Below are 25813 nucleotides of genomic sequence, written 5' to 3' on the forward strand. Positions count from 1 at the left end.
CATCAACCCTTTTTCTTTTTTAGTTCAACTCACCATGGGAGCTTCGAGCTTTCACATCATGGCTAAGCTCTCGGTTAAGCTCTGCCTCTACGTGTCCCGGAGCCTGTGTACTTGCCGAAATCAATCGGTACATCGCAGGAATAACAAACAAGGTTACGAGCGTCGCAAAAGCCATGCCGAAGAAAATAACCGTACCGACAGCCACTCGGCTTTCATAGCCCGCGCCCGTCGAAACAATCAGAGGAATCGCTCCAGCAAGCGTCGTAAACGCAGTCATCATGATTGGACGTAAACGACGAGCCGACGCATCCAAAATGGCTTTTTCAAACTCGATCCCTCTATCTCGAAGCTGGTTAGCAAACTCAACGATTAAGATACCGTTTTTGGTCACCATACCGATCAGCATGATCATACCGATTTGGCTATAGATGTTGAGCCCCTGCCCCATCAAGAATAATCCAAGGAATCCACCAAACACGCCCATAGGCACCGTAAACATTACCACCAGCGGATTAATAAAGCTCTCAAATTGAGCAGCAAGAACCAAGTACGCCACCAGCAAAGCCAAGGCAAAGACCACTAAGATGCTCGATTGATTCTCTTTGTAATCTTTCGACTCTCCCGAGTAACTGACGGAAATATCCCCCGGAAGTAACTCAATCGCTTGCTGATCTAAAAAATCGAGCGCTTCGCCCAGCGTGTAGCCATCAGATAGGTTGGCCGTAATCGTAATCGCCTTTTGCTTGTTGTAGTGCGACAGGCGAATCGATGAAGCCACCTCTTCAATTTTGGTCACGGCATCAAGAGTGACTAATTCGCCAGAAGCAGTGCGCATGTAGATTTGGCTTAAATCCGCAGCGTTGTTAAAGCTGTCTTCGTCGCCTCGCAAGTAAACATCGTACTCTTCACCTCGTTCGACAAACGTAGTTTCACTCTTACCACCAAGCATAATCTCAAGCGTGTCAGAAATATCCGAGACTCGAATACCAAGCTCCGCTGCACGCTGCTTATCCACTGTGACAACTAACTCAGGCGTTTTTTCGGAGTAATTGATGTCTGCGCCTTCCATGTAAGGCGACTCTTCCGCTAAACGCTCTAATTTTTCCGCCCACTGTTTTAACTCTGGGTAATCACTGCCGCCTAGTACAAATTGAACCGGCTCACTCGATCCACCTCGGAATCCAGGCATAAATGGGAAGACGCGCACATCTGGGATACCAGTCAACGCCTTCCGGACTTGGCCAAGCGCCTGCTGCGCGGTGACATCACGCTCATTCCAGTCTTCTAAGATCATGATCACGAAGCCCGTTTGGTCACCAGCGTTCCCCCCAAAGGCAGGCGATTGAATACTGAACGACTTCAAGAAACCTTGACCAAGCAAAGGCATTAAGCGCTCTTCAACAATATCCATATTGGCCGACATGCGGTTATAACTGGTGGCATCGGCACCACGAACAAAAGCAAAAATTACCCCGCGGTCTTCAGATGGTGTGAGCTGTGCTGGCACTTGCTGCATTAACCCCCAACTGCCGCCAATACAAGCGAGGATGACAAGCGGTGCTGCCCATTTCCAATTTAGTGCCGATCGAAGAACCTTACGATAACCAGATTCCAGATGACCAAACATACGGTCGATAAATAGGTTGAAGCGGTTCGGTTTTGCGTTAGCTTTTAGAAGCTTGCTACCCAGAACAGGAGTTAGCGTCAAGGCAATCAAAGATGAGAAGATCACCGACATTGCCAGCAATACGGAAAACTCAGTAAATAGCAGACCGACCATGCCATCCATAAAGGAGATAGGCAGGAACACCATGACAAGTACCAAGGTGGTTGCGATTACAGCAAAGCCTACCTCACGGGTACCTTTGTACGCAGCGAGTAGCGGCTTTTCACCATTTTCGATGTGGTGGAAAATGTTCTCGACCACAACGATTGCGTCATCGACAACCAGACCAATCGACAGAATCAACGCCATCAGGGTGATAAGGTTGATGGAAAAGCCAAAGTAATACGCGGCGATAAAGGAAGAAATCAAGGATACTGGCACAGTCACCGCAGGAATCAGGGTTGCCCTTGCTTGGCCAATAAAGATGTACAGAACAAGGATTACCAATCCGCCGGTAATAAAGAGCGTGCTGTATACTTCAGCAATCGAGCGCTCAATGAATACGGTTGAGTCGTAATCAATGGCTAAACGCGTTCCTTCCGGCAAAAATTGCTGAATATTCTCAACTTCGGTATGGACTCGGTCAGCAACTTCCAGTGGGTTGGCATCGGATTGAGGCACAATACCCATGCTCACATTGACCACACCGTCGCTTTTGAAAGTGGAGTTTTCGTTTTCTGCACCGATGTAAACGTCTGCGACATCTCTTAAATAGATTGGCGAGTTATCACTGGCACGCTTAACCACCAAGTATTCAAAATCTTCAGCTTGGTTATAGCTGCGCGCTGTACGTACCGACATCACAATCTGGTCGTTGCGTACTTCACCGCCTGGGCTTTCAATGTTTTCGCTGCGCAGCGCTGAAGTTATGTCAGAGGTAGTGACGCCGCGACCAGCCATTTGTTCAGGCTTGAGCTTAACGTACATCACTTTGTACAAACCGCCCGAAATGTCCACCGAGCTCACACCTGAGATCAAGCTAAAGCGATCCATCAAGACACGCTCAACATAATCGGTAAGCTGAGTGCGGTCCATTTCAGAAGAGCTTAAGTTGATATAGAGCGAAGCCTCACCCGAACCATTATTCTTAAACACAACGGGATCGTCAGCTTCATCAGGTAACGATCGCTGGGCACGAGCAACGGCATCACGGACATCACTGACACCGGTATTTAAGTCGTAACCTAAATCGAAGGTGATGGTAATCCGAGACATGCTGTTGCGGGTGGTCGAGGAGATTTCATCAATACCGCTTATCCCCGATAACTGATCTTCCAGCACCGAGGTGATTTGGCTTTCGATGATGGTGGCAGATGCCCCTTCATAGCGGGTGCTGATCGAGACGACTGGGCTTTCAATGTCAGGCATCTCACGTACAGCCAACTTACTGAACGAAACAATACCAAACACGCACAGCAGTAAACTAAGCACCAGTGCAGCGACTGGTCTTTTCACAGACACATCAGAGAGCAACATGACTATTTGCCCTCTTGATTATTTGGCTCGCCTTTAGGATGTCCATCACTGCCTAGCTCGGCGACCGTCACACCGTTTCGCATGTTTACAATGCCTTGAACAACAATCTTGTCACCGATAGATAATCCGTCTTCAATCACAACTAGGTTATCAACGCGAGCGCCCAAAACGACTTGGGTTCGAATTGCTTTGTTGTCTTCACCAACGACGTAGACGTAACGCTTGGTTCCAGAGTACTCAAGCGCCTGAACAGGAATAATAGGCGCTTCAATCGCAGGGAAATCCATATCCGCAGACACTAACATCCCCGGCTTTAGCTTTTGCACAACGTTTTCGAAGTGAATACGAACGCGCAAGTTAAGCGTTTCTTGATTGATGCGAGAGTCAATCCCTACCACTTCACCTTCAAAAACCTGACCTGGCCATGCTGCTGTGGTGGCTTTTACTTGCATCCCTTTGCTCAACTGAGACAAATAACGCTCTGGCACTTGAAGATCGAGCTGCATCACAGACAAATCATCAAGCGACAGCAGCTCAGAGCCAGCGCTAACAAGCTTTCCGCGGCTAAAATCAATAAAACCCACCGTTCCGGCGAAAGGTGCGCTGATGTGAAGATCTTTCAAACTGGCGTTGGCGGCATCCAATCTTGCTTTGGCGATGTCCACACTCGCTTTTTGCGCATCAATTTCGGTTTGGGTAATGGCGTTACGCTTCACCAGACGCTCAAATTCTTTCAGTTTACGTTGCTCATCTTTGAGATACGCTTGCGCCTCTGCGACAGCCGCTCGCGCTTTATCATCATCAAGTTGAATCAATAGCTGACCTTTTTGGACATTTTGATTCGCTTTAACGGCAATCACATCAACCTTTCCGGAAGTTTCCGGCGCAATAATCACCGACTGATCCGCGGCTAATTTGCCGACAAGAGAAAGAGATTGAGAAACTTGATGCGTTTTCACTTGCTCAGTCACTACGGTGACACTCGATGGTCCTTGTCTGTTGGCCATCACAGAAGGAGAGGCGGCGATAATCGACAAGGATAATAGACTCAGAACAATTTTGTTTTTCATGTTGATATTCTGCATAAATTAACTCTGCTTATTGTATCCCTTTATACGCAACTGGAACGTCAAGTAATGTAAAGAGGAATAAATATTATGTAAGCAAAGCCGTTGATTGTTTGAGCTTAATGGTCATTTCCTACCACCTTTGCCCAAAAAGGCACCATTCGATTCAAAATTATAAGAAAACGCTTTACAGCTTGAGCGAGTTTGCTATGATTCGCTCCGCACTTGAGAGTTGTGTTGGGAAAACAAAACTTAAGTATAAAAATACCCTGGAGGGGTTCCCGAGTGGCCAAAGGGATCAGACTGTAAATCTGCTGGCACTGCCTTCGATGGTTCGAATCCGTCCCCCTCCACCATATTTATTCTTGTGACTTTTTAGGTGAATAACCTTTTAATAAGTTGTGAGAAACACTTGATTAACGTGTTGGGAAAACATTAGTCAAGCTATTCTGTAAAAAGAATAGAAAACACCCTGGAGGGGTTCCCGAGTGGCCAAAGGGATCAGACTGTAAATCTGCTGGCACTGCCTTCGATGGTTCGAATCCGTCCCCCTCCACCATATTTTCTCTATGATAGAGAACAGCTTGATTGACGTGTTGGGAAAACATCAATTAAGGATAAAAATACCCTGGAGGGGTTCCCGAGTGGCCAAAGGGATCAGACTGTAAATCTGCTGGCACTGCCTTCGATGGTTCGAATCCGTCCCCCTCCACCATATTTTCTCTAAGATAGAGAGCAGCTTGATTGACGTGTTGGGAAAACATCAATTAAGGATAAAAATACCCTGGAGGGGTTCCCGAGTGGCCAAAGGGATCAGACTGTAAATCTGCTGGCACTGCCTTCGATGGTTCGAATCCGTCCCCCTCCACCATATTCAAGAAACCAGCTCATTGAGCTGGTTTTTTTGTATCTATTGTTTCTCAACGTGCTTTTCCTCCAGACATAAAAAAGCCCCAACATTGCGGGGCAAATACTAGAACTTTTCAGTTCTAACGAAGCAAACACTATAGGGGGTGTTAGCTTTGGAAAAGAATAATGCGCGTTTCATAGGGTTTAAGTACCTGACGCTGAGAAACCTCGCCTTGCAACGGGTAGTTGCCAAGTAAATACGTTGCTGTCGATAAATCTAAATCGCTAGGCAACATGCACTCCGACTCATCACCATAGTAGTTATTCAAGCAGATCAAGGTTTGATGCTGCGACTGGCGCTGATAACCGAAGATAGCCGTATGTGAAGGATAGAGATCGGTATAGTCCCCAGTCGTAATCACTTCCACTTCTTTACGTAACTTGATCAGTTGCTGGTAGAAGTAGAACACAGAGTTAGTGTCTGCAACGGCTTGTTCTGCGTTGATTTCCTTATAATTGTTCGCGACTTGCAACCAAGGCTGGCCTTTGGAGAAACCTGCGAACTCCTCATGATTCCATTGCATCGGGGTACGTGAATTGTCACGAGACTTCTGCGCAAGGATCGCCATCATCTCGTCATGAGGAACACCTTGTTCATTGACCATGATGTCGTACATATTGGTACTTTCCACATCACGATATTGCTCTATCGATGTGTAGCCCGGATTGGTCATGCCGATTTCTTCACCCTGATAGATATACGGCGTACCTTGCATCATGTGTACCGAAGCTCCGAGCATTTTCGCCGACTCGACACGGAAGTGTTTATCATCTCCCAATCGACTCACCACACGTGGCTGATCATGGTTACACCAGAACAGAGCTCCCCATCCTTTGCCATTTAAACCGGTTTGCCAGTGGTTGAAAATCTGCTTGAGTTGGATGAAATCAAATGGCGCTTTGGTCCACTTTTCACCATTTGGATAATCCACTTTTAAATGGTGGAAATTAAACACCATTGAGAGCTCTTTGTTATCCAGTGAAGAGTACTGCTGGCAATGCTCCAGCGTCGTCGAAGACATCTCTCCCACCGTCACGCTGCCATATTGTTGAAATACCGCTTCACTGATCTCTTGTAGGTATTCATGCACACGAGGTCCATCAGTGTAAAATCGGCGACCATCTCCCTGATCATCATTGGGAAAGTCTTGCTGTTTAGAGATGAGATTAATCACGTCTAAGCGGAAACCATCAACGCCCTTCTCCGCCCAAAAGCTGATCACCTCTTTCACTTCTGCACGGACTTGAGGGTTTTCCCAGTTTAAGTCTGCTTGCTCTTTGGCGAATAAGTGAAGAAAGTATTGACCCGTTTTCTCATCAAGCTCCCACGCACTGCCACCAAATTTGGATTGCCAGTTGTTCGGGAGCCCGCCATCTACAGGATCTTTCCAGATGTAGTAATCTCGGTATGGGCTATTTTTATCCCCCAAAGCCGATTGAAACCAATGATGTTGCGTCGACGTATGGTTGACCACGATATCCATAATAATGCGAATCCCACGCTGATGCGCCTCTGCAAGCAGTTGGTCAAAATCGTCCATGCTGCCAAAGTCTGGGTTAATCGCGTAATAATCAGAAATGTCGTAGCCATTATCGATCATTGGCGACTGGTAAACCGGAGTTAACCAAATTGCGTCAATTCCCAATCGCTGCAAATAGTCCAACTTAGAGATAATGCCTTGGATATCACCTGTCCCTTTACTGCCACTATCACAAAAACTCTTTGGGTAAATTTGATATATCGAGGCGGTTTTCCACCAGTTTGCATCATTTGTGATTACAGACATCATTGAGCTCACTTACCAAAAATAGAAATCGTTGAAGATGGAGCAGCGACGGCCGCTCCATAAAGAAATGCTTATGCGCTTACAGGCTCTAACTCGCCTTTCATTTGTGCGCGCTTGTAGAAGAAGAGTGTCAGTGCCGCAGGAACCGCAATCGCAACAAGCATCGCAATTCCGTAGATGCCCCAGAATTGTGGCTGGATTGACAAGATACCAGGCAGACCACCAACACCGATGCCGTTTGCCATCACACCTGCGCTACCACAAATCGCAGCGGCAATCGCACTACCGATCATTGCGCTCAACATAGGGAATTTGTACTTAAGGTTGATACCGTACATCGCAGGCTCTGTTACACCAAGGTAGGCAGAGATTGCCGCAGGAACCGAGATATCGCGTTCGCCATGCTTCTTGCTGATGATGATAATACCCACAACAGCCGATGCTTGAGCAATGTTAGAAAGTGCAATCAGAGGCCAGATTGGCGTGCCACCTAGGTCTTGCATTAGCTGTAGGTCAACCGCGTTAGTCGTGTGGTGGATACCTGTAATCACAAGAGGTGCGTACAAGAAGCCAAATACCATTGAACCAATCATCGCGAAGTCACCTGTCATCGCCGCTTTCGCCGCAAACGCAACACCGTCGCCAAGCACTCGACCGAATGGGCCAATCAATGAGTGAGCAAGCACAACAGAAAGGATGATAGAAACAAACGGCACAACGACTAGGTACAAATACGATGGAACGATGCGCTTTAGATTCGTCTCAATAAAGGCTAAGGCAACACCTGCCAGCATTGCTGGAATGACCTGCGCTTGGTAACCAACTTTCTCTATGACAAACAGACCAAAGTCCCAAGCCTCCGGCACCTGCTTACCAATCAAGTAAGCGTTCATAAGCTGTGGGGAGACCAAGGTAACACCTAGCGTGATACCTAGAATTGGTGTGCCACCCAGTTTTTTCACCGTTGACCAACACACACCAACCGGTAGGAAGAAGAATATCGCTTCGCCAATCAACCACAAGAAGCTATGGACTGTTGCCCAGAATTGGCTGATTTCCGTTAAAGATTGACCATCAAACATCTTAATGTCGCCAATAACGTTACGGAAACCTAGAATCAAACCACCGGTGATAATGGCTGGCAGCAGCGGGACAAAAATTTCGGCTAAATGGGAGATCCCGCGCTCTAAAATATTCATGTTTTGACGAGCAGCAAGCTTGGCTTCATCCTTCGATGCTGCCGTTTGCCCTGTCAGTTCAATCAGCACTTTATAGACTTCATCAACTTCAGTGCCAATAACGACTTGGAACTGACCTGCGTTGGTAAAACAACCTTTCACCATTGGCAGAGCTTCTAGCTCTTTTTCTTTTGCTTTCTCGGTATCGTTTAGTACAAAGCGAAGGCGCGTTAAGCAGTGGCTCACACTCGCGATGTTATCGCTGCCACCAACTAACTCAATCAGACGCTCCACTTCGTGTTTCGCAATCTTACTCATATCCATGTCCACCCTAATTGGATTCTCATTCATGTCTGAATCAACATCAGACTATTAACTGACCTATTTTTTGTTATTTTGGGAATGTTCCCATTTGTGCTCATTATATTGTCAGATCTGATAAAAGATAAAAATGGGAACAGTCCCATTAATTGAATGAGATCACAGTATAATTTTAAATCACTTTGAAAATAATGGCTTAGAGAGTCAGAGGCTGTTGAGTGAGATGAACCGTCCCCACATCGCCATTTATTTGAGATATCAGTAGGTTAGCTGCTTTTTCACCCGCTAATGAATAACCGGGGTCGATGCTAAATACTTTAGGAAAGAGGAATGAAAGCAATTCATTGCCGCCGACACCGGTCACCACAACGTCTTCACGGTCGAGTTCTTGGAGGCGCTTGATGACACCTAGCGCCAGAGTATCACTGGCACAGACGATGGCTTGTGTCTCGGGTTTGAGGACTTTATCGACAAGTAGGTAGGCACTTTCATGATTCAACTGACCAGTTTGGTAGCAAGCCTCTAGTGCATGAGCGCGACACCAAGTTAAGTAAGCATCCAGACGCAACTTACCCGTTGTTTTGTCACTCGGGTCCACTCCGATAAAGGCAATACGGCTGAGCGATTTTTGCTGAAGATACTCGAGCGCTTTGATGATCACTTGCTCGTTATCGTAATTGATTGAAGAGACTTGATCCGTATCCATGGCAATCACCACGGTACGGTTTTGCCAACTGCCCAGTTTGGTCACATCAAAATCACTAAAGCCAAACACGATAACTCCGTCGACATTACGCTTTTTCAGCACATCAAGGTGGGCATTAGTTTTGTCGCGATCAAACTGGCTTTCCATAATCACCACGTCATACCCCGCGGCATAAAGCGTGTTGAGCATGCTCCCTACCGCTTTGTTCTCTGATGGAGAGTCCAAACGTGAAATGATCACCCCAACGACTTTTTGACTTCCACCGCGCATGGTTTGCGCAGACTTGGAAGGTACGTAACCGGATTCTTGAATCACTTGTTCGACTTTCGCCCGCGTCGCAGGCTTTACTTTCGGATCATTGGTCAATACTCGAGATACGGTCGACTTACCGACGCCCGATAACTTAGCAATATCAAGAATGGTTAGTTTTTTACTCATAGGGGGATAGTTAGCTTCCTAGTCTCATGGTTAACGAATCGCGAAGTCTGTGTTACTCGTCGAACTGACAATTTTTGTATATGGAGCGTGCAAATTCCAATCGTGCATTCGTACCTTTGGTATGCAACACAATAGGGTTAGCGGTTGCGGCAGTACCATCATCCAGTATGTATTTGGTTCCAGAGCCTGACGGGACTTGTATCAAAGGGAACTCTTGCTGATCCACTTTCAGCCAAGCTTTTTCTTGCCCTGGTAGATAACCAACCTCAAATGCCTGACCCGCGTCACATTGGTACTGAATCCAGTCCCCTTGAAAGGTGTTGTCTGATTGTGACGCTGATTGGGAGCAACCTGCTAAGGCTACGCCCATCATCACGATAAATCGTCCTTTTTTCATCATGACCTCCAAACAAACAAGGGCCGCCAAAGCGACCCTTTCATGCTATTTAGTGAGATAAGCTGGCACGTCTTTAATACTGTCTAGCACAACAGAGGCAAGCGCCTCACCTTTGTCAGTGACTGGCTTACCTGTACGAACGAGAATTTTGGTTCCTACGCCAGCAGCATCCGCTGCCATCATATCTTCCGCTTTGTCACCAACCATGACAGAGTTTGCCATGTCAATTTTCAAAAAGTCTCGTGCTGAGATAAACATACCAGGCTTGGGTTTACGGCAATTACACTCTTCTTTGTATTTACCTTGTCCATGTTCAGCATGGTGAGGACAGTAGTAAAAACCATCAAACTCAACGCCATTATCGACAAAGTTCCAGTCCATCCACTGTGTTAAGTCCAGGAAGCGATCTTCACTAAACTTACCACGAGCAATACCAGACTGGTTAGTCACCAAGACAAGCAAGTAGCCCATCTCTTTCAGTTTCTTCGTCGCTTCAAACACGCCTTCGATAAATTCAAAATCATGCTCATCATGTACGTAACCATGGTCGACGTTAATCACGCCATCACGATCTAAAAAGACTGCTGGTTTAGCCAAAATATGCTTCTCTATCCGTTACTTTCTTTGGGGTGAATTACCCAGTTATAGTAAGAATTATTGCACGCTTTATTTCTTTCATCACTATCTAATTACCAAACGATTGAGCAAAATAACCATTTAGACGTCTAGACGTAAAAATATCTATTGACAGAAAACACGCGAGACCATAGCATCGTCTACTAAATGAGATGTAGTTCAAAATTATCTACTGCTCCCAAGGTAATCGGATTAGCGAGTTTCTCGATGATTGAAATTAATCAAGTTAATAAGGTGTTTTATCAGGGCAAAAAGGAAATCAATGCCCTTAAAGACATCAATCTACACATTCCTCAAGGAACGATTTTCGGTGTAATCGGCTCATCTGGAGCAGGGAAAAGTACGCTTATTCGCTGTGTAAACATGCTGGAAGCCCCAACAAGTGGCTCTATCATTGTTGACGGCGTGGACCTCACTAAATTATCAAAGTCTGAACTGAGCAAAACACGCCGCAACATCGGCATGATTTTTCAGCACTTTAATCTGCTTTCTTCTCGCACTGTATTCGATAATGTCGCGCTTCCACTTGAGCTGGCTGGCGCCGAAAAAGAAAAAATCAGCACCAAGGTGACAGAGTTATTGAAACTGGTTGGCCTTGCAGACAAGCATGAAAGCTACCCATCCAATCTAAGTGGCGGCCAGAAACAGCGTGTTGCGATTGCTCGTGCACTGGCATCGGATCCAAAAGTGCTGCTGTGTGACGAAGCCACCAGCGCCCTCGATCCTGCGACCACTCAATCTATTCTTGAGCTACTTAAAGAGATCAATCGCAAGCTGAATATCACAATGCTGCTGATCACTCACGAAATGGACGTAGTGAAAAGCATCTGTCACGAGGTGGCCATTATTGGTGGTGGCGAGCTCGTTGAAAAAGGCACGGTCGGCGAAATCTTTGCCCACCCGAAAACGGAATTGGCCCATGAGTTCATTCGCTCGACGCTGGATCTCTCCATCCCAGAGGATTACCAAGTTCGCTTGCAAGAAACTCGAGTTGAAGGCAGCTACCCACTGGTTCGCTTAGAGTTTACGGGGGCAACAGTAGACGCACCACTGATGACGCAAATTGCACGCAAGTTCAATATAGACGTCAGCATTTTGAGCTCTGATCTTGATTACGCAGGTGGTGTGAAGTTCGGCATGATGGTCGCTGAACTGTTTGGTAATGAGCAGGATGACAATGCTGCTATCGAATTCCTCCGTGAACATAACGTAAAAGTAGAGGTATTGGGTTATGTCCTTTAATACAGTATCAGAATGGCTAAACCTCAATGGCAACTTGCTGATTGGCGCCACTTGGGAAACCCTTTACATGGTCGCGGTTGCCGGAATTGTTGGATTTGCCGTGGGCATTCCACTTGGTGTTATTCTCCATACCACGAAAAAAGGTGGTCTACTCGAAAACACCAAGCTTAATAGCATACTTGGTGCCATCGTGAACATCGGTCGCTCTGTTCCATTCTTGGTATTGATGGTTGCCATAATCCCTGTGACAAAAATTTTAGTCGGCACCTTTATCGGTACTACAGCCGCTATCGTACCGCTTACCATCGGCGCAATTCCATTTGTCGCTCGTTTGATCGAAGGTGCCTTGCTTGAAGTACCAACAGGTCTGGTAGAAGCAGCACAATCGATGGGCGCAACACCGGTACAAATCATTTCTAAGGTATTGCTTCCTGAAGCGCTACCGACCATCGTCAACTCAGTCACCATTACATTGGTTACGCTAGTCAGCTACTCAGCAATGGCCGGTACGGTAGGTGGTGGTGGCCTAGGTGACGTCGCCATCCGTTACGGCTTCCATCGCTATGATGTGGTCATAATGGCAGTAACGGTCGTGATGCTGATTATTTTAGTGCAAATTATTCAATCTATCGGCGATGCCATTGTGCGCCGCGTCGATCACAGATAAAAATTATTCGATTTATTACAAGGAGATAGTCATGAAATTCAATCTTAAAGGTCTTTTGGCAATTGCCGCTGCTGCATCAGCATTAGTGTTATCTGGCTGTGGCGAAAAAGCCGCTGACAACAGCAAAATCAAAGTAGGTGTTATGGCAGGTGCTGAAGCACAAGTTGCTGAAGTTGCTGCAAAAGTAGCAAAAGAGCAATACGGCCTAGACGTTGAGCTTGTTACTTTCACTGACTACGTAACGCCTAACGCTGCATTGGATGACGGTTCAATCGATATCAACGCATTCCAACACAAGCCATACCTAGATCAGCAAGTGGCAGATCGTGGTTACAAACTGACTATCGCAGGTAACACGTTCGTTTACCCAATCGCTGGCTACTCTAAGCAAGTAAAATCTGTGGATGAGATCCAAGAAGGCGCGCGCATCGCTGTTCCAAACGATCCAACTAACCTAGGTCGTTCACTACTACTTCTTGAGCAGCAAGGTCTGATCGAACTTCGTGAAGGTGCAGGTCTACTAGCAACGGTTCGTGACATCACGGCAAACCCGAAAAACATCTCAATCGTTGAGCTAGATGCTGCGCAACTTCCTCGCTCTCTAGACGACGTAGCGCTGTCTATCATCAACACAACTTACGCAAGCTCTATCAACCTAACTCCACAAAAAGATGGCGTGTTTGTTGAAGACAAAGAGTCTCCATACGTAAACCTAATCGTTTCTCGTGAAGAGAACCTAAATGCTGAAAACGTTCAGAACTTCGTGAAGTCTTACCAGACAGAAGAAGTTTACGCAGCAGCATCAGAAATCTTCCAAGGTGGCGTGGTTAAAGGCTGGTAATCACCACTTTATCTAGCTAAGCAAAATGAATAGGGCTGACGTGAATGCGTCAGCCCTTTTTTATTCTCCACTCGGCTCAACTCTCAAGCTATCAAAGTACCGTTCAATCAGCGCTTGATATCGACCGTCACGCTTCATAGCAGCGAGCTCGGCATCAAACTCATTCTTTAAATCGTGATGCTGGCGAAGCTTAGAAAAAGCAATATAGCTTGGCGTTGCTTCTAATGAAGGCACCAGAATCTTCAGCGATTGGTCGAGTCCACTTCGCGCCATAATACTGCGCGCACCAAACTCATTATTGACCCACACATCAGCGCGCTTTGCTCTGACAAGATAAGCACAGTCCTCAGTTTTATTGCGTTTAAAAATCACTTTAAACACGCCAGTCTCCAGCAAATCGTCCATTCGTTTGCCATAACTCACTCTGTTGACCACACATATAGAGAGTGAGCTCAAGTCACGTTGGAAAAAATCGATACTGCTTAACTCACTATCAATCAAGGTAATCAAGCTAATATTCTGGGTAAACAAAACTTGTTGGCTATAGTCCGCAAACTGTTCCCGTTCTTGATTTTTGAATGCGGTAAAGATCGCATCTGAGCGACCATGTTGAATGTTATTTAGTGCCCTCGCCCATGGTAGAACTTGGATACTGATGGGTTGTTTGAGTTCAGCAAAGACCTCCTTGACCAACTCAACCGCCACGCCAGAGATCTTATCGTTACGGTGTTCAATATACGGTGGGTACTCCAAAGTCACTAGCTGTAGCGTCGAGCTCGCACTGAGATAAAAACTGCTGAAGTAGACCAGGGAAATTAGGATATGAGTCAATCGCTTCATACTTACACGAACAGGCATTCGTTACACAGTCTCTGTGTTTAATCGCTCCAAATACTGCAAGCCTGCCCTCCTAAATAAGTATTCTATAAGTAAAGTTCACAACCCTATCTTGTCAAACCGATTTGGCTACAAAAAAGCCGGAGTAAAAACTCCGGCTCAACGTGTAATCAATTATCTGGCTTAAGGTGTGTAGTACGTTGCAGCACCCGGACCAACAGGTAGACCGAAAACGAATACCCATAGGTAGAACAGTAGACTCCAACCAACAATGAAGACGATTGAGTAAGGCAGCATGGTCGCGATCAGCGTACCAATACCCAGATTCTTCATGTAACGTGTCGCTACCGCAAGGATTAGACCGAAGTAGCTCATCATTGGTGTGATGATGTTAGTCGTTGAGTCACCGATACGGTAAGCCGCCTGAATCGTTTCTGGCGCGTAACCAACCAACATTAGCATTGGTACAAAGATTGGCGCTGTTACCGCCCATTGAGCAGAAGCTGAACCGATCATTAGGTTAATGAAGCCACACATCAGGATGAATGCGAAGAACAGCATTGGGCCAGTTAGACCAATTTCCTGTAGGAAGCTTGCACCCGCAACAGCGAATACCTGACCAAAGTTAGTCCACTTGAAGAAGGCAACAAACTGAGCTGCAAAGAACACAAGTACGATGTACATACCCATTGACGACATCGACTTCGCCATGGCATCAATCACGTCACGGTCAGTCTTCATTGAGCCTGTTACTTTACCGTAAACAAAACCTGGGATAGCAAAGAAGACGAAGATAAACGCGACGATACTTTTCAGGAATGGCGAACCTGCCACTGTACCTGTCGCTGAACGTAGAACGCCATCTTCAGGCACGATTGTCCAAGCAAGAAGTGCTGATACCGCAACAACCGCCAGACCTGCCAGTTTCAGACCTTTCTTCTCAATATCGGTAAGCCTACCCATTGAGTCGTTAGATAAGTCTTCAGACGCTTCTTCATCGTTGTATTTGCCAAGTTTTGGCTCAACGATTTTCTCTGTTACGAACGCACCTGTAATGGCAATGAAGAAGGTAGACACAAACATGAAGTACCAGTTAACTTCTGGGCCAACTGTGTAAGATGGATCAATCATTTGCGCGGCGGTTTCTGTGATACCAGAAAGCAGCGGGTCAACCGTACCGATAAGAAGGTTTGCTGAGTAGCCACCTGATACACCGGCAAATGCCGCAGCAAGACCAGCAAGTGGGTGACGACCTAAAGAATGGAACAACATCGCCGCTAGTGGAATAAGAACCACGTAACCTAGCTCAGACGCTGTATTTGAAATGATACCAGCAAACACGACGGTAACCGTCACCATACGCTGAGACGCTCCCATTACCATGCCACGCATCGCAGCAGATAAGAGACCGGAATGTTCAGCAATCGCAACACCTAGCATAGCCACAAGTACCGTGCCTAGCGGGGCAAAACCAACAAAGTTCTTCACTAAGTTAGTGACGATCAGCTGTAAGCCTTCTGCATTTAACAAGCTCACGACATGGATCATGCCATCAGCTGCGCGACCTTTCGCACCTTCAGGGCGAGGGTCCATAACAGAGACTTCAAAGTAACCTGCGATTCCAGATGTCACTAAGATAGCAACACAGAAAAGTGCAAATAGAGTGATTGGGTGGGGTAATAGGTTCCCCAAATATTCAACTGTATCTAAAAAGCGCGTGAACAGCGGCTTTTTTGGCGAGTTTTGTTTAATCGAAGCAGATGAACTCATCTGTTCCCTCCTTGTAGTTATTCCTGCGCTTTTTTGTGACAAAGATGTCAACAAAGCCCGCGCAGGTTACTAGACAAGGTGTACGATATAAAATCTAAAATGTTACAAATTGTGTTGTAATGCACAATATTTAACGCATTTCAAACAAAATATTAGCAATTAACACCAAATTAAAAACATAAAGCAGCATTATAATTCATATAAATGCATGCATTCTGTTTATTTTTCGTACGCTATTTTTGTACTGCTTTAAATCGAGGGTTCGTTTTACAGATCACATAGAGACGCCCTCTTCGTTTAACGATTTGACAATCAGGATGACGGCTTTTTGCACTTTTTAAAGACTTTACCACTTTCATTGATTACTCCTTCTCTTTTGTAAATTGACCAAAGCGACGTTTGAAGTTCGCCACGCGCCCTTCCTGATGAATGACTCGCTGCTTGCCGGTGTAAAACGGGTGAGATTTAGAGGACACTTCAATCGTAAAGTATGGGTAGGTTTTGCCATCTTCCCACTCGATGGTGCGATCGGTTTTTAGCGTCGAGCCTATCAAGAAGTATTCATCGATACTCGTGTCATGAAAGACGACCGTTCTATATTCAGGGTGGATGTTAGGTTGCATAAATACTCTCACTTTAATTGTTATGTTATAACATTATAAATGATAATTATTATCAACCCGTTTTGCTAGCCATTTTTGTGATATTTTTTGCTCGTTCACCATTTAGAGAGAGACACATGTACTCTGTAACGCCCATTGGCTACATCGAAAGCCCATATAAAGAGAAATTTGCGGTTCCTCGCCAACCTCGTTTAGTAAGCGGTGCGGCGTCTCGCTTAAGATTAATTGGTGAGGCAAACACACCTGAAGCGGTAAGAGGGTTGGAGCAATTTTCCCACGTCTGGCTATTATTCTTATTTGACCAAAATTTAGCCGCAGGATGGAAGCCAACGGTGAGACCTCCACGGCTTGGTGGAAACGAACGTATTGGTGTATTTGCTTCTCGCTCAACCTTTAGACCCAACGGGATTGGAATGTCTGCTGTCGAAGTAAAGGGAATCGATAAGCACGGTGACCAAATGTATTTGAACCTTGGTAATGTCGACTTGGTCGATGGTACGCCTATTCTTGATATTAAGCCTTACATTCCCTACTCGGATTCGATCCCAGATGCGACGGGAGGCTACGCAGAGCAAGCCCCTCAAACTATGGATGTTATCTTTAGTGAATCTGCGCAAGCCACGCTCATCAAGCGCACGCAGGGAGCAATGGAAAGTGAGGTGATCAAACAAGTTCTGGCGCAAGACCCTCGCCCTGCGTACAAAAAGAACAAACCCGACAGTAAAGAATATGCGGTAAATTTGTTCGATTTGAACGTTAAGTTTACAGCTAACGACAACTTAATAACGGTTACCGTCATTGAGTGCTTTTGACGAAGGCAATTGGCTGATATTATAAGCGGCTAACCATTTTCCCCTCTGGGGACTTCCATACTCCTGTCCATTCCGGCTTGAGTATCTAACTTTAATAAACGGATAAGTTAAATGCGTACCAGTAATTATCTTCTTTCTACTCTGAAGGAGACTCCAAACGACGCAGAAGTAGTGAGCCACCAGCTCATGCTACGTGCAGGTATGATCCGTAAGCTGGCTTCAGGTCTTTACACCTGGCTACCTACTGGTCTACGTGTACTGCGTAAAGTCGAAAACATCGTTCGTCAAGAGATCGACAATGCAGGCGCAGTCGAAACATTGATGCCCGTTGTTCAGCCGTTTGAACTATGGGAAGAGACAGGCCGCAGCGAGAAGATGGGTCCTGAGCTACTTCGCTTTACTGACCGTCACACTCGTCCGTTTGTTCTTAGCCCAACCGCTGAAGAAGTGATCACTAGCCTAGTGCGTAACGAAGTGAGCTCTTACAAACAGCTTCCGCTAAACCTGTACCAAATCCAGACTAAGTTCCGTGATGAGCGTCGCCCACGTTTTGGCGTAATGCGTGCACGTGAATTCTGCATGATGGATGCATACAGCTTCGACATCGATAAAGAAGGTCTAGAGAAATCTTACCAAGCGATGCACGATGCGTACTGTAAAGCGTTCGACCGCATGGGTCTTGAGTACCGCCCTGTACTAGCTGACTCTGGCGCTATTGGTGGTAGTGGCTCTCAAGAGTTCCACGTACTTGCTGAAAGCGGCGAAGATCTAATTGCCTTCTCGACTGAGTCTGATTACGCAGCGAACATTGAAAAAGCAGAAGCAGCAGCGCCTGCAGGTGAGCGTGCAGCGCCAACGCAAGAGATGACTCTTGTTGATACGCCAAACGCAAAAACCATCGCTGAGCTTGTTGAACAGTTCGACATGCCTATCGAGAAGACAGTGAAAACGCTTTTCGTAAAAGCATCTGATGAAGTAGACGCAGATATCATCGCGCTAATCATCCGTGGCGACCACGAACTAAACGAAGTGAAAGCGGAAAACCTTCCTCAAGTTGCTGCTCCTCTAGAGATGGCAACGGAAGAAGAGATTCGCGCACTGATCGGCGCAGGCCCTGGTTCTCTTGGCCCTGTTGGTCTTAAACTGCCATTCATTGTTGACCGCACTGTTGCTGTAATGAGCGATTTTGGCGCTGGCGCTAACATTGATGACAAGCACTACTTCGGTATCAACTGGGGTCGTGACGTTGAGCTAGGCCAAGTTGAAGATCTACGTAACGTCGTTGAAGGCGATCCAAGCCCATGTGGTAAAGGTACCCTAATGCTTAAGCGTGGTATCGAAGTGGGTCACATCTTCCAGCTTGGTAACACTTACTCTGAAGCAATGAACTGTGGTGTTCTTGGTCCTGACGGTAAGAACGTCATCCTAGAGATGGGTTGTTACGGTATTGGTGTTTCACGTGTTGTGGCTTCTGCAATCGAGCAAAACCACGACAAATACGGCATCATCTGGCCAGACGCACTCGCACCTTTCCAAGTGGCTATCGTGCCAATGAACATGCACAAGTCAGAAGAAGTGAAAGAAGCGGCTGAGAAGCTGTACGCGGAACTGACGGCTATGGGTATCGAAGTTCTATTCGATGACCGTAAAGAGCGCCCAGGCGTAATGTTCTCTGATATGGAGCTTATCGGCATTCCTCACACTATCGTGATCGGTGATCGTTCTATGAAAGAAGGCAACTTCGAATACAAGAACCGCCGCTCAGGTGAGAAGACAGCTGTAGCGATGGCTGATATCGTTGAGCATGTTAAAGCGCAGCTTGCTTAAGTTGATTGACGCTTAGAAATACAAAAGGCCGATGGAAACATCGGCCTTTTTTACAACTGATAAGAGTGAACCACTATTCCAGCGGCTCTGTCGGTGCTTGACTGGCTACTTTCTTAGGCGCAAAAGGAACATGGCTCAGCTCATCAGCATTGCCATCAATCAGCTCGCCAAAGTGCAAGATACCAAACTCTCCGGGCTTCATGCGGTGCCAAGTCTCATTGCCGGTCAGTGGCTGAGTAGCAATGACTGACACAATGTCATTGGGTGTCGTCTCTTCTTGAAAGTTGATCTCAACATCTTCATCGATCAGTGCTGCCTTGCCAAAGGGCGCGCGACGCGTAATCCAATAAAGATGATTGGTACAGTAAGTCATTACGTACTCACCATCAGAGAGCAGCATGTTAAAGACACCTTTCTCGCGCAATCTATCGCAGCACTCGGCTACAAACCGGAAGACACCGACCATATCTTGTGGCGGCTCTGGGTATCGATCTTCCATTTGCTTTAATAGCCAACAGAAAGAGAGCTCACTGTCAGTTTGTCCAACAGGGCGATGGCGACCGGTCTGCAGATCTTGGTAATCACTCAGTTGACCGTTATGCGCAAAGGTCCAATAGCGCCCCCATAGCTCACGAGTAAATGGGTGGGTATTTTCGAGGTTTACTCCCCCACGATTCGCCTGCCTAATATGGCTGACAACCGCGCAGCTTTTAATTGGGTAGTTCTGGACTAGCTCAGCAATTTTGGATTTGCAGCTAGGGTTGGGATCTTTGAATGTGCGGAACCCCTTTCCTTCGTAAAACGTGATCCCCCACCCATCTCGGTGCGGACCCGTGTTCCCTCCACGCTGCATCAATCCGGTAAAACTAAAACAGATATCTGTTGGTACGTTGGCGCTCATGCCGAGCAATTCACACATGGCCTACTAAACTCCCTTCATCCTTGCGTGCAGTTGGTAACTTAACGACATCAGCGAGAGAAAATGCAAACACTGATGCCGGTTAAATGATGAATGGTCACGCCGTTACACGTTCTCCATTTCCTTTTCGATAAGCTGGATCACAATGTGAATGATCTTAATGTGGATTTCTTGAATACGGTCTGCGTAGCCAAAATGCGGTACACGAATTTCGATATCCGCTAAGCCAGCCATCTTGCCGCCATCTTTACCGGTCAACGCGATGGTCTTCATACCCTTTGCTTGGGCCGCTTCAATCGCCTTTAAGATATTTGCAGAATTACCGGAAGTCGAAAGGCCAAATAAGACATCCCCTTTTGAACCAACAGCTTCTACATAGCGAGAGAAGACGTGGTCATAACCAAAATCATTGCTGACACAAGACAGATGGCTAGGATCAGAGATAGCAATACCTGGCAAACCTGGGCGATTTTCACGGTAACGACCTGTCAGCTCTTCAGCAAAGTGCATGGAATCACAATGTGAACCGCCGTTACCACACGACAATACCTTGCCACCTTGCTTAAACGAATCCGCAATCATTTTGGCCGCCGATTCGATTTGAGCAATATTGCTCTCATCACTCAAAAACTTGTTTAGTACGTCAGCAGCTTCTAGCAACTCGCTCTTGATCAGATCATGGTACATAGGGCTATCTCTAATTATTGTTCGTGGATAGGCGAGCTTAGCGCATCACCCAACTTATTTGATGAGTTTACTCAAACATCGCATAGTGTCGATAGCTCTCGGTTAACAAATCCACCTTTATTGCAATTCATTGCTCATAAAAACAGCACAAGACAGCATTTTTAGAATTTTCACTCTACTTAGATCACTTTTTGAGCATTAGTACGTTTTACATTTCATTAATCTTTTGTTTACACTTTACTGGTATGACCTCTTACTAGTTTAAGACGTATAACTGTTGAGATACGTCAAAAAGGAAAACGAAACATGGACATCTTGCTCTCTATACTCGGATTTACGGTTGTATTGGCCACCTGCCTATACCGCCGAAGCTCGTTGATCGCTTCAGTTGCCGCACTGACAGCGACTATGGTTCTCTTATCTTGGGTTGGTACGGCCGGTTCTATCAGTTGGTTACTGTATGTATCCGCGGTCGTGATAATGGGCATCCCTGCAGTAAGACAATCTCTCATCAGTAAAAAAGCACTTAAGCTTTTCAAACAAGTACTCCCAGCCATGTCGCAAACGGAAAAAGAAGCGTTAGATGCAGGGACAGTTTGGTGGGAAGCTGAGCTGTTTAAGGGTAAACCTGATTGGAACAAGCTGCATGCCATCAAAGCGCCAAGCTTGAGCCAAGAAGAACAAGCCTTTCTGGATGGCCCAGTGGAAGAAGTGTGTGCCATGGTCAACGACTATCAAGTGACCCACGAACTGGCGGACCTTCCACCAGAAGTATGGCAATACCTCAAAGACAACAAGTTCTTTGCCATGATCATCAAGAAAAAATATGGTGGCTTGGAATTTTCTGCCTACGCTCAATCTTTGGTTCTGCAAAAGCTGACGGGTGTCTCTGGCGTGCTGTCATCGACCGTTGGTGTACCCAACTCATTGGGGCCAGGTGAGCTTCTGCAACATTATGGTACAGAGGAGCAAAAGGATTACTACTTACCTCGCCTAGCGGAAGGCAAAGAGATTCCATGTTTTGCCCTAACTAGCCCAGAAGCAGGCTCGGACGCGGGGTCAATTCCAGATTATGGCGTTGTGTGTAAGGGCGAGTGGGAAGGCAAAGAAGTCCTTGGTATGCGTCTAACTTGGAACAAACGCTACATTACCCTTGCCCCAGTCGCAACGGTGCTTGGTCTTGCCTTTAAACTGCGCGATCCCGAAGGACTATTGGGTGATAAAGAAGATCTCGGTATCACTTGTGCTCTGATTCCAACCCATCTTAAAGGTGTGGAGATCGGTAATCGCCACTTCCCACTCAATGTACCTTTCCAAAATGGCCCAACGCGCGGTAATGACCTGTTCGTTCCTATCGACTTCATCATCGGTGGTCAGAAAATGGCAGGCCAAGGTTGGCGCATGCTGGTTGAATGTCTGTCAGTCGGTCGTGGTATTACGCTCCCATCTAACTCGACAGGTGGCATCAAAACAGCCGCACTGGCAACGGGTGCCTACTCACGCATTCGTCGCCAGTTCAAGCAACCTATTGGCCACATGGAAGGGGTTGAGGAACCATTGGCTCGCCTAGGGGGCAATGCCTATGTGATGGATGCTGCGAGCAACTTGACGGTTGCCGGCATTGATTTAGGAGAAAAACCATCGGTGATCTCGGCCATCGTGAAGTACCACTGTACTCACCGTGGCCAGCAGAGCATCATCGACGCGATGGACATTGTCGGTGGTAAAGGTATCTGTTTGGGCCCCTCTAACTTCTTAGCACGTGGTTACCAAGGTGCGCCAATTGCGGTAACGGTTGAAGGTGCGAACATTCTGACACGTTCAATGATCATCTTTGGTCAGGGTGCGATTCGCTGCCATCCATACGTATTGGAAGAGATGGACGCCGCTTACTCTGAAGCAGGCGACGCTGTTGAGAAATTTGATAAAGCGCTTGCGGGACATGTTAGCTTTACCATGAGCAACCTAGTACGTAGCTTCTGGCTTGGTCTAACTGACGGACGCGGCTCTGAGGCACCGACGCAAGACGCAACCACGCGCTACTACCAGCAATTGAACCGCTACAGTGCAAACATTGCCTTCCTTGCGGACATTTCAATGGCGGTACTGGGTGGTTCACTCAAACGTAAAGAGCGTTTGTCTGCTCGACTTGGCGATATTCTCAGTCAGCTATATCTGAGCTCAGCCACGCTGAAACGCTATGAAAGTGATGGTCGAATCGCGGACGATTTACCGCTGGTTCACTGGGGATTGCAAGACAGCATGAAACAGACTGAACTAGCGATCGATGAGTTCTTAGCCAACTTCCCGAACAAGTGGCTAGGCAAAGCACTACGTGTCGTAATCTTGCCTTTTGGTCGTGTACGCAAAGCGCCAAGTGACAAACTGGACAGCCAAGTAGCACGCATTCTTCAAACACCATCAGAAACCCGATCTCGTATTGGTCGCAACCAGTACTTGACGGCGAGTGAGTTCAACCCAGCAGGGAAAATTGAACACGCGCTATCGGTGATTCTTGAGGCAGAGCCGTTGTTCGACAAAGTGTGTAAAGCGATTAGCGAACGTCGTCCGTTCTTGCGCCTAGATGCAATCGCCGAAATAGGCTTAGAGAAAGGCATTCTTGACAAAGCGGAGGCAAACTTGCTGATTGAAGCAGAGCAGCAACGCCTATACGTGATCAATGTCGATGACTTTGAACCGCAAGAACTAGCAGCAAAGCCACTTGAGGTAACGCCACCGACCATGGTTGAAGTTGCCTAGTCAACAGGAACAGAAAGGGCCGCTTGTTGCGGCCCTTTTTATCTCTCTAGTCATCTAGTTAAATGGCTTGACCAAGCGGACAAACATCTCCCCGCTTGCGTTGACCGTTTTTTCCTGCCCCTCAGTAAAGTCGATAACCAACCCAGAATAAGCCGTGTTGATATCTGAAACATCAGGGGTATTTGTCCAGTAAGGAACATTGGTCGTCGTCGGAAAATAGGTCAAGTTGATGGCTGGCTTCGCACAGCGATAGTCCACTATCGCCCCTAACTCTTTAATATTAGGGAGACGAAAGCCGTCGACGCCAACTTGAGAATTCTGTAGGGCCAAATCCCACGAAGCGAAACTGGTTGGCGTCCCGTCGCAGCCATTCGTCGTGCTATTGTAAGTTTCGCCCACGTTACACTTTTGCCACAGCAGGTTGGTTTTCACATCCAAGATGGTGCCATCTTGACGATCGATAAACTGACCTTCCAGTTGTGATAGTGGCTGATTCTCAACACAAGTCTGTGCAAAGCTTGCAGTAGAAACCATCAAAGCCGCGATAGTCATAAGTTTCAGCTTCATTATTCTACCCCTTCACTAACGGCAATCACACCGTGGTAGGTACCCTTGTTACAGAGCTCGACTTGCCCAGTTTGAGTCTGCATACACCAAGCGCTGGCTCCGCCCCCTGTTACACGACTTGCACTGGTGAAGATCGTGTCTGCTGAGCTGCCCATACTGGCCCCCTTCATATACGGAAAGTAGTTTTCTGTTGTTGGGTCGGTAGGGCCTACGCCGAAACCGTAATTAACTATCGAACGCGCTTCACTTGGAGAAGGCAAGCGCCAATTGGACACGCCACATACGCCATAGCGATTTAGGGTCGCGAGGTAGACTTCAGCATTACAACGATATTCTATTCCCTCTTCTTCGGGGAAAGCGCATTGGCTTGATATTGGGCCCTCTGAGGGTAACAAATCGTTAACTGCCCCTAGATTTCCACCGTTGGTGCTGCTGTCAGAGTTGTACCAAGTATAACGGTAGGCAGCACTGCGCCACTGTCCAGACTCGCTTGCCCATGGGTATGGGTTGGCGTCTGGATCATTCTTGAATGCCTCTAGCCACGTCTCAATCTCACCTTGTGACGGCAAAGTTCTTGGAGCCTGCTTCGCTTCAATATAGACACCCGTTCGCTCGTCACGAACACATGACCACGAAGAGGCATCATTCGCCAACACATTACCGCTGAAATCTAACTTGGTCAGCTTGAAGCCATGTTGGCCATCACTGTGGAGGCCTCCATCCTCTTTATCAAGCCCGTAATCAGCATCTTGCCCAGGGTATCCCGCAGGCTCTGCGGTTAGATCATGAGAGGCGCCATTAGAGTAGGTGGCAAATCCTGTGTCATTAATTTCTCGGTCACCAGGTATATAAAACGCCAATGAGCTGTGGTCAGAATCAATAGTGGTGTTACCACTACTTTCCATGGTGTAAATGAGTGATTCACCACCTTCAATCAAACCATCTTTTTTCGCCGACACAGTCACGACGTGGCGTAAGCTTTCCGCAGGAATCGTTACCGTCATTGAGCTTAGTGAACTCGTCACGTCGTCACTGGAAGCGATACCACTTTGCGCTAAATTCACAGTGACCTCTTTGGCGTGATAGTGGCTCAACTCAATGTGACTCTGTGCGCTGTCACCTTCCAAAACGGTTTTGCTGGCATCGGTAAAGCGTATGGTTGGCTCAGAATCGCTGTCGGTAAGGGTCACGTTAGAACTTGAGTTCTCAAGGGTATAACTTGAGCTACTCGCAGCACTAATGGTGTAACGCAGCTGTTTACTGCCCTCGTGCAAGTTATTGTGTACTAGATTAAGTGGGAGTGAATACGTCGTGACGCCTGCTGGCACTCGAACTGTTTGAGCGGCGATCGGATCGTAGTTTTTAAATTGTCCTTCGCTGCGAGTTGTCACATCACTTGTCACCACAGAGAGAACTAGATCTTGGCTCAGTGCCGCTGATAAGGTAACTGTAATGGACTCGGTGTTCGAGCCAGAGCTAGGTTCGGTCAAGGTTACGGCTGCGGGAAGATTCACCGTGATGGCACTGCCGCTAGAGCCAGAACTGGTATCGGTTGTCGAGGTCGATTCGTCATCGCTGCTTTCATGTCCACTCTGACATCCAAATAACGCGACAGCCACTGCGAGCGCGAGCGCATTTTTGGCTCGACCATATTTGTTCGGATGATACATTCAACCCCTA

The 25813-nt window shown here is 46.9% G+C and carries 21 protein-coding genes and 4 tRNA genes; 10 read left to right on the plus strand and 15 right to left on the minus strand.

Translation table 11 applies throughout. From position 1 onward, the window contains the following. Positions 1-19: 19 nt before the first annotated feature. Both vexH and ACUALS_RS10570 read right to left on the minus strand, forming a co-directional pair. The gene (vexH, locus tag ACUALS_RS10565) at positions 20-3142 is read right to left on the minus strand and encodes a vibriobactin export RND transporter permease subunit VexH (RefSeq protein ID WP_454448332.1); all 3123 of its coding nucleotides are present in this window, start codon (positions 3140-3142) and stop codon (positions 20-22) included. Positions 3143-3144: 2 nt separating this feature from the next. Next, positions 3145-4212: an efflux RND transporter periplasmic adaptor subunit gene (locus tag ACUALS_RS10570; protein ID WP_454448333.1), complete on the minus strand. Its 1068-nt coding sequence runs from the start codon at positions 4210-4212 to the stop codon at positions 3145-3147. 268 nt (positions 4213-4480) lie between these two features. Here ACUALS_RS10570 and ACUALS_RS10575 point away from each other — a divergent pair. The 4 genes from ACUALS_RS10575 to ACUALS_RS10590 all read left to right on the plus strand — a co-directional run bounded on the left by ACUALS_RS10575 (position 4481) and on the right by ACUALS_RS10590 (position 5080). Beyond that, a tRNA-Tyr gene (locus ACUALS_RS10575) sits at positions 4481-4565 on the plus strand. Positions 4566-4683: 118 nt separating this feature from the next. Beyond that, positions 4684-4768, plus strand: a tRNA-Tyr gene (locus tag ACUALS_RS10580). 71 nt (positions 4769-4839) lie between these two features. Then, a tRNA-Tyr gene (locus tag ACUALS_RS10585) sits at positions 4840-4924 on the plus strand. 71 nt (positions 4925-4995) lie between these two features. After that, positions 4996-5080: transfer RNA gene (locus ACUALS_RS10590), tRNA-Tyr, on the plus strand. Positions 5081-5225: 145 nt separating this feature from the next. On the opposite strand, the gene treC is transcribed toward ACUALS_RS10590, so the two are convergent. The 5 genes from treC to gmhB all read right to left on the minus strand — a co-directional run bounded on the left by treC (position 5226) and on the right by gmhB (position 10542). Then, on the minus strand, positions 5226-6905 hold the full coding sequence (gene treC / locus ACUALS_RS10595; protein WP_454449249.1) for an alpha,alpha-phosphotrehalase: 1680 nt from the start codon (positions 6903-6905) through the stop codon (positions 5226-5228). A gap of 71 nt (positions 6906-6976) precedes the next feature. Next, positions 6977-8401 (minus strand): PTS trehalose transporter subunit IIBC, encoded by a 1425-nt coding sequence (gene treB / locus ACUALS_RS10600; protein ID WP_454448334.1) that lies wholly within the window; start codon positions 8399-8401, stop codon positions 6977-6979. A gap of 199 nt (positions 8402-8600) precedes the next feature. After that, a complete protein-coding gene (treR, locus tag ACUALS_RS10605; protein WP_039476483.1) occupies positions 8601-9548 on the minus strand; it encodes a trehalose operon repressor TreR in 948 nt (315 codons plus the stop codon). Between the two features lie 52 nt (positions 9549-9600). Next, positions 9601-9948, minus strand: coding sequence for an MliC family protein (locus ACUALS_RS10610; protein WP_454448335.1), 348 nt, complete (start codon positions 9946-9948; stop codon positions 9601-9603). A 42-nt stretch (positions 9949-9990) separates the two neighbouring features. Then, positions 9991-10542 (minus strand): D-glycero-beta-D-manno-heptose 1,7-bisphosphate 7-phosphatase, encoded by a 552-nt coding sequence (gene gmhB, locus ACUALS_RS10615; RefSeq protein WP_005475291.1) that lies wholly within the window; start codon positions 10540-10542, stop codon positions 9991-9993. Positions 10543-10788: 246 nt separating this feature from the next. Here gmhB and metN point away from each other — a divergent pair, with 246 nt between their 5' ends. Genes metN through ACUALS_RS10630 form a run of 3 tightly spaced genes read left to right on the plus strand, consistent with a single transcriptional unit; the run spans position 10789 to position 13331 of the window. Then, positions 10789-11823 carry a methionine ABC transporter ATP-binding protein MetN gene (metN, locus tag ACUALS_RS10620; protein WP_005475303.1) on the plus strand — a complete coding sequence of 345 codons (1035 nt, stop codon included), beginning with the start codon at positions 10789-10791 and terminating at the stop codon, positions 11821-11823. Next, positions 11813-12490 carry a methionine ABC transporter permease gene (locus ACUALS_RS10625; protein ID WP_005475331.1) on the plus strand — a complete coding sequence of 226 codons (678 nt, stop codon included), beginning with the start codon at positions 11813-11815 and terminating at the stop codon, positions 12488-12490. Before metN ends, ACUALS_RS10625 begins: the two co-directional genes overlap by 11 nt. 31 nt (positions 12491-12521) lie before the next feature. After that, on the plus strand, positions 12522-13331 hold the full coding sequence (locus tag ACUALS_RS10630) for a MetQ/NlpA family lipoprotein (protein WP_005475289.1): 810 nt from the start codon (positions 12522-12524) through the stop codon (positions 13329-13331). A 60-nt stretch (positions 13332-13391) separates the two neighbouring features. Here the strand turns inward: ACUALS_RS10630 and ACUALS_RS10635 are convergent, their stop codons facing one another. The 4 genes from ACUALS_RS10635 to ACUALS_RS10650 form a co-directional block, all read right to left on the minus strand. Beyond that, a complete protein-coding gene (locus ACUALS_RS10635) occupies positions 13392-14189 on the minus strand; it encodes a substrate-binding periplasmic protein (protein WP_443088996.1) in 798 nt (265 codons plus the stop codon). A gap of 162 nt (positions 14190-14351) precedes the next feature. After that, complete coding sequence (locus tag ACUALS_RS10640; protein WP_454448336.1) at positions 14352-15938, minus strand: AbgT family transporter; 1587 nt, start codon at positions 15936-15938, stop codon at positions 14352-14354. Positions 15939-16171: 233 nt separating this feature from the next. Next, positions 16172-16297: a type B 50S ribosomal protein L36 gene (gene ykgO / locus ACUALS_RS10645; RefSeq protein WP_005380299.1), complete on the minus strand. Its 126-nt coding sequence runs from the start codon at positions 16295-16297 to the stop codon at positions 16172-16174. A 3-nt stretch (positions 16298-16300) separates the two neighbouring features. Continuing rightward, the gene (locus tag ACUALS_RS10650; protein WP_005475290.1) at positions 16301-16561 is read right to left on the minus strand and encodes a type B 50S ribosomal protein L31; all 261 of its coding nucleotides are present in this window, start codon (positions 16559-16561) and stop codon (positions 16301-16303) included. Positions 16562-16677: 116 nt separating this feature from the next. Between ACUALS_RS10650 and tsaA the strand changes: the two genes are divergently transcribed. Both tsaA and ACUALS_RS10660 read left to right on the plus strand, forming a co-directional pair. Beyond that, complete coding sequence (tsaA, locus tag ACUALS_RS10655) at positions 16678-17373, plus strand: tRNA (N6-threonylcarbamoyladenosine(37)-N6)-methyltransferase TrmO (protein ID WP_454448337.1); 696 nt, start codon at positions 16678-16680, stop codon at positions 17371-17373. Positions 17374-17484: 111 nt separating this feature from the next. Further along, the gene (locus tag ACUALS_RS10660) at positions 17485-19200 is read left to right on the plus strand and encodes a proline--tRNA ligase (RefSeq protein ID WP_038190690.1); all 1716 of its coding nucleotides are present in this window, start codon (positions 17485-17487) and stop codon (positions 19198-19200) included. A 73-nt stretch (positions 19201-19273) separates the two neighbouring features. On the opposite strand, the gene ACUALS_RS10665 is transcribed toward ACUALS_RS10660, so the two are convergent. After that, positions 19274-20119: a class II glutamine amidotransferase gene (locus ACUALS_RS10665; protein ID WP_038215560.1), complete on the minus strand. Its 846-nt coding sequence runs from the start codon at positions 20117-20119 to the stop codon at positions 19274-19276. A gap of 105 nt (positions 20120-20224) precedes the next feature. Beyond that, on the minus strand, positions 20225-20806 hold the full coding sequence (lpcA, locus tag ACUALS_RS10670) for a D-sedoheptulose 7-phosphate isomerase (protein WP_454448338.1): 582 nt from the start codon (positions 20804-20806) through the stop codon (positions 20225-20227). A 306-nt stretch (positions 20807-21112) separates the two neighbouring features. Here lpcA and fadE point away from each other — a divergent pair, with 306 nt between their 5' ends. Continuing rightward, a complete protein-coding gene (fadE, locus tag ACUALS_RS10675; RefSeq protein ID WP_454448339.1) occupies positions 21113-23566 on the plus strand; it encodes an acyl-CoA dehydrogenase FadE in 2454 nt (817 codons plus the stop codon). 54 nt (positions 23567-23620) lie between these two features. Here the strand turns inward: fadE and ACUALS_RS10680 are convergent, their stop codons facing one another. Together ACUALS_RS10680 and ACUALS_RS10685 are read right to left on the minus strand one after the other, a co-directional pair. After that, the gene (locus ACUALS_RS10680) at positions 23621-24133 is read right to left on the minus strand and encodes an Lcl C-terminal domain-containing protein (RefSeq protein WP_454448340.1); all 513 of its coding nucleotides are present in this window, start codon (positions 24131-24133) and stop codon (positions 23621-23623) included. Continuing rightward, entirely contained in the window at positions 24133-25803 is a 1671-nt protein-coding gene (locus ACUALS_RS10685) for an Lcl domain-containing protein (protein WP_454448341.1), read from the minus strand. The genes ACUALS_RS10680 and ACUALS_RS10685 overlap by 1 nt, the downstream gene beginning before the upstream one ends. Between the last annotated feature and the right edge of the window lie 10 nt (positions 25804-25813).

This window comes from Vibrio sp. NH-7, from assembly GCF_053643215.1.

Coding starts and splice junctions, on each gene's coding strand:
- vexH (WP_454448332.1), bottom strand. CDS start 3,142: ATGTTGCTCTCTGATGTGTCTGTGAAAAGACCAGTCGCTGCACTGGTG.
- ACUALS_RS10570 (WP_454448333.1), bottom strand. CDS start 4,212: ATGAAAAACAAAATTGTTCTGAGTCTATTATCCTTGTCGATTATCGCC.
- treC (WP_454449249.1), bottom strand. CDS start 6,905: ATGTCTGTAATCACAAATGATGCAAACTGGTGGAAAACCGCCTCGATA.
- treB (WP_454448334.1), bottom strand. CDS start 8,401: ATGAGTAAGATTGCGAAACACGAAGTGGAGCGTCTGATTGAGTTAGTT.
- treR (WP_039476483.1), bottom strand. CDS start 9,548: ATGAGTAAAAAACTAACCATTCTTGATATTGCTAAGTTATCGGGCGTC.
- ACUALS_RS10610 (WP_454448335.1), bottom strand. CDS start 9,948: ATGATGAAAAAAGGACGATTTATCGTGATGATGGGCGTAGCCTTAGCA.
- metN (WP_005475303.1), top strand. CDS start 10,789: ATGATTGAAATTAATCAAGTTAATAAGGTGTTTTATCAGGGCAAAAAG.
- ACUALS_RS10625 (WP_005475331.1), top strand. CDS start 11,813: ATGTCCTTTAATACAGTATCAGAATGGCTAAACCTCAATGGCAACTTG.
- ACUALS_RS10630 (WP_005475289.1), top strand. CDS start 12,522: ATGAAATTCAATCTTAAAGGTCTTTTGGCAATTGCCGCTGCTGCATCA.
- ACUALS_RS10635 (WP_443088996.1), bottom strand. CDS start 14,189: ATGCCTGTTCGTGTAAGTATGAAGCGATTGACTCATATCCTAATTTCC.
- ACUALS_RS10640 (WP_454448336.1), bottom strand. CDS start 15,938: ATGAGTTCATCTGCTTCGATTAAACAAAACTCGCCAAAAAAGCCGCTG.
- ykgO (WP_005380299.1), bottom strand. CDS start 16,297: ATGAAAGTGGTAAAGTCTTTAAAAAGTGCAAAAAGCCGTCATCCTGAT.
- ACUALS_RS10650 (WP_005475290.1), bottom strand. CDS start 16,561: ATGCAACCTAACATCCACCCTGAATATAGAACGGTCGTCTTTCATGAC.
- tsaA (WP_454448337.1), top strand. CDS start 16,678: ATGTACTCTGTAACGCCCATTGGCTACATCGAAAGCCCATATAAAGAG.
- ACUALS_RS10660 (WP_038190690.1), top strand. CDS start 17,485: ATGCGTACCAGTAATTATCTTCTTTCTACTCTGAAGGAGACTCCAAAC.
- ACUALS_RS10665 (WP_038215560.1), bottom strand. CDS start 20,119: ATGTGTGAATTGCTCGGCATGAGCGCCAACGTACCAACAGATATCTGT.
- lpcA (WP_454448338.1), bottom strand. CDS start 20,806: ATGTACCATGATCTGATCAAGAGCGAGTTGCTAGAAGCTGCTGACGTA.
- fadE (WP_454448339.1), top strand. CDS start 21,113: ATGGACATCTTGCTCTCTATACTCGGATTTACGGTTGTATTGGCCACC.
- ACUALS_RS10680 (WP_454448340.1), bottom strand. CDS start 24,133: ATGAAGCTGAAACTTATGACTATCGCGGCTTTGATGGTTTCTACTGCA.
- ACUALS_RS10685 (WP_454448341.1), bottom strand. CDS start 25,803: ATGTATCATCCGAACAAATATGGTCGAGCCAAAAATGCGCTCGCGCTC.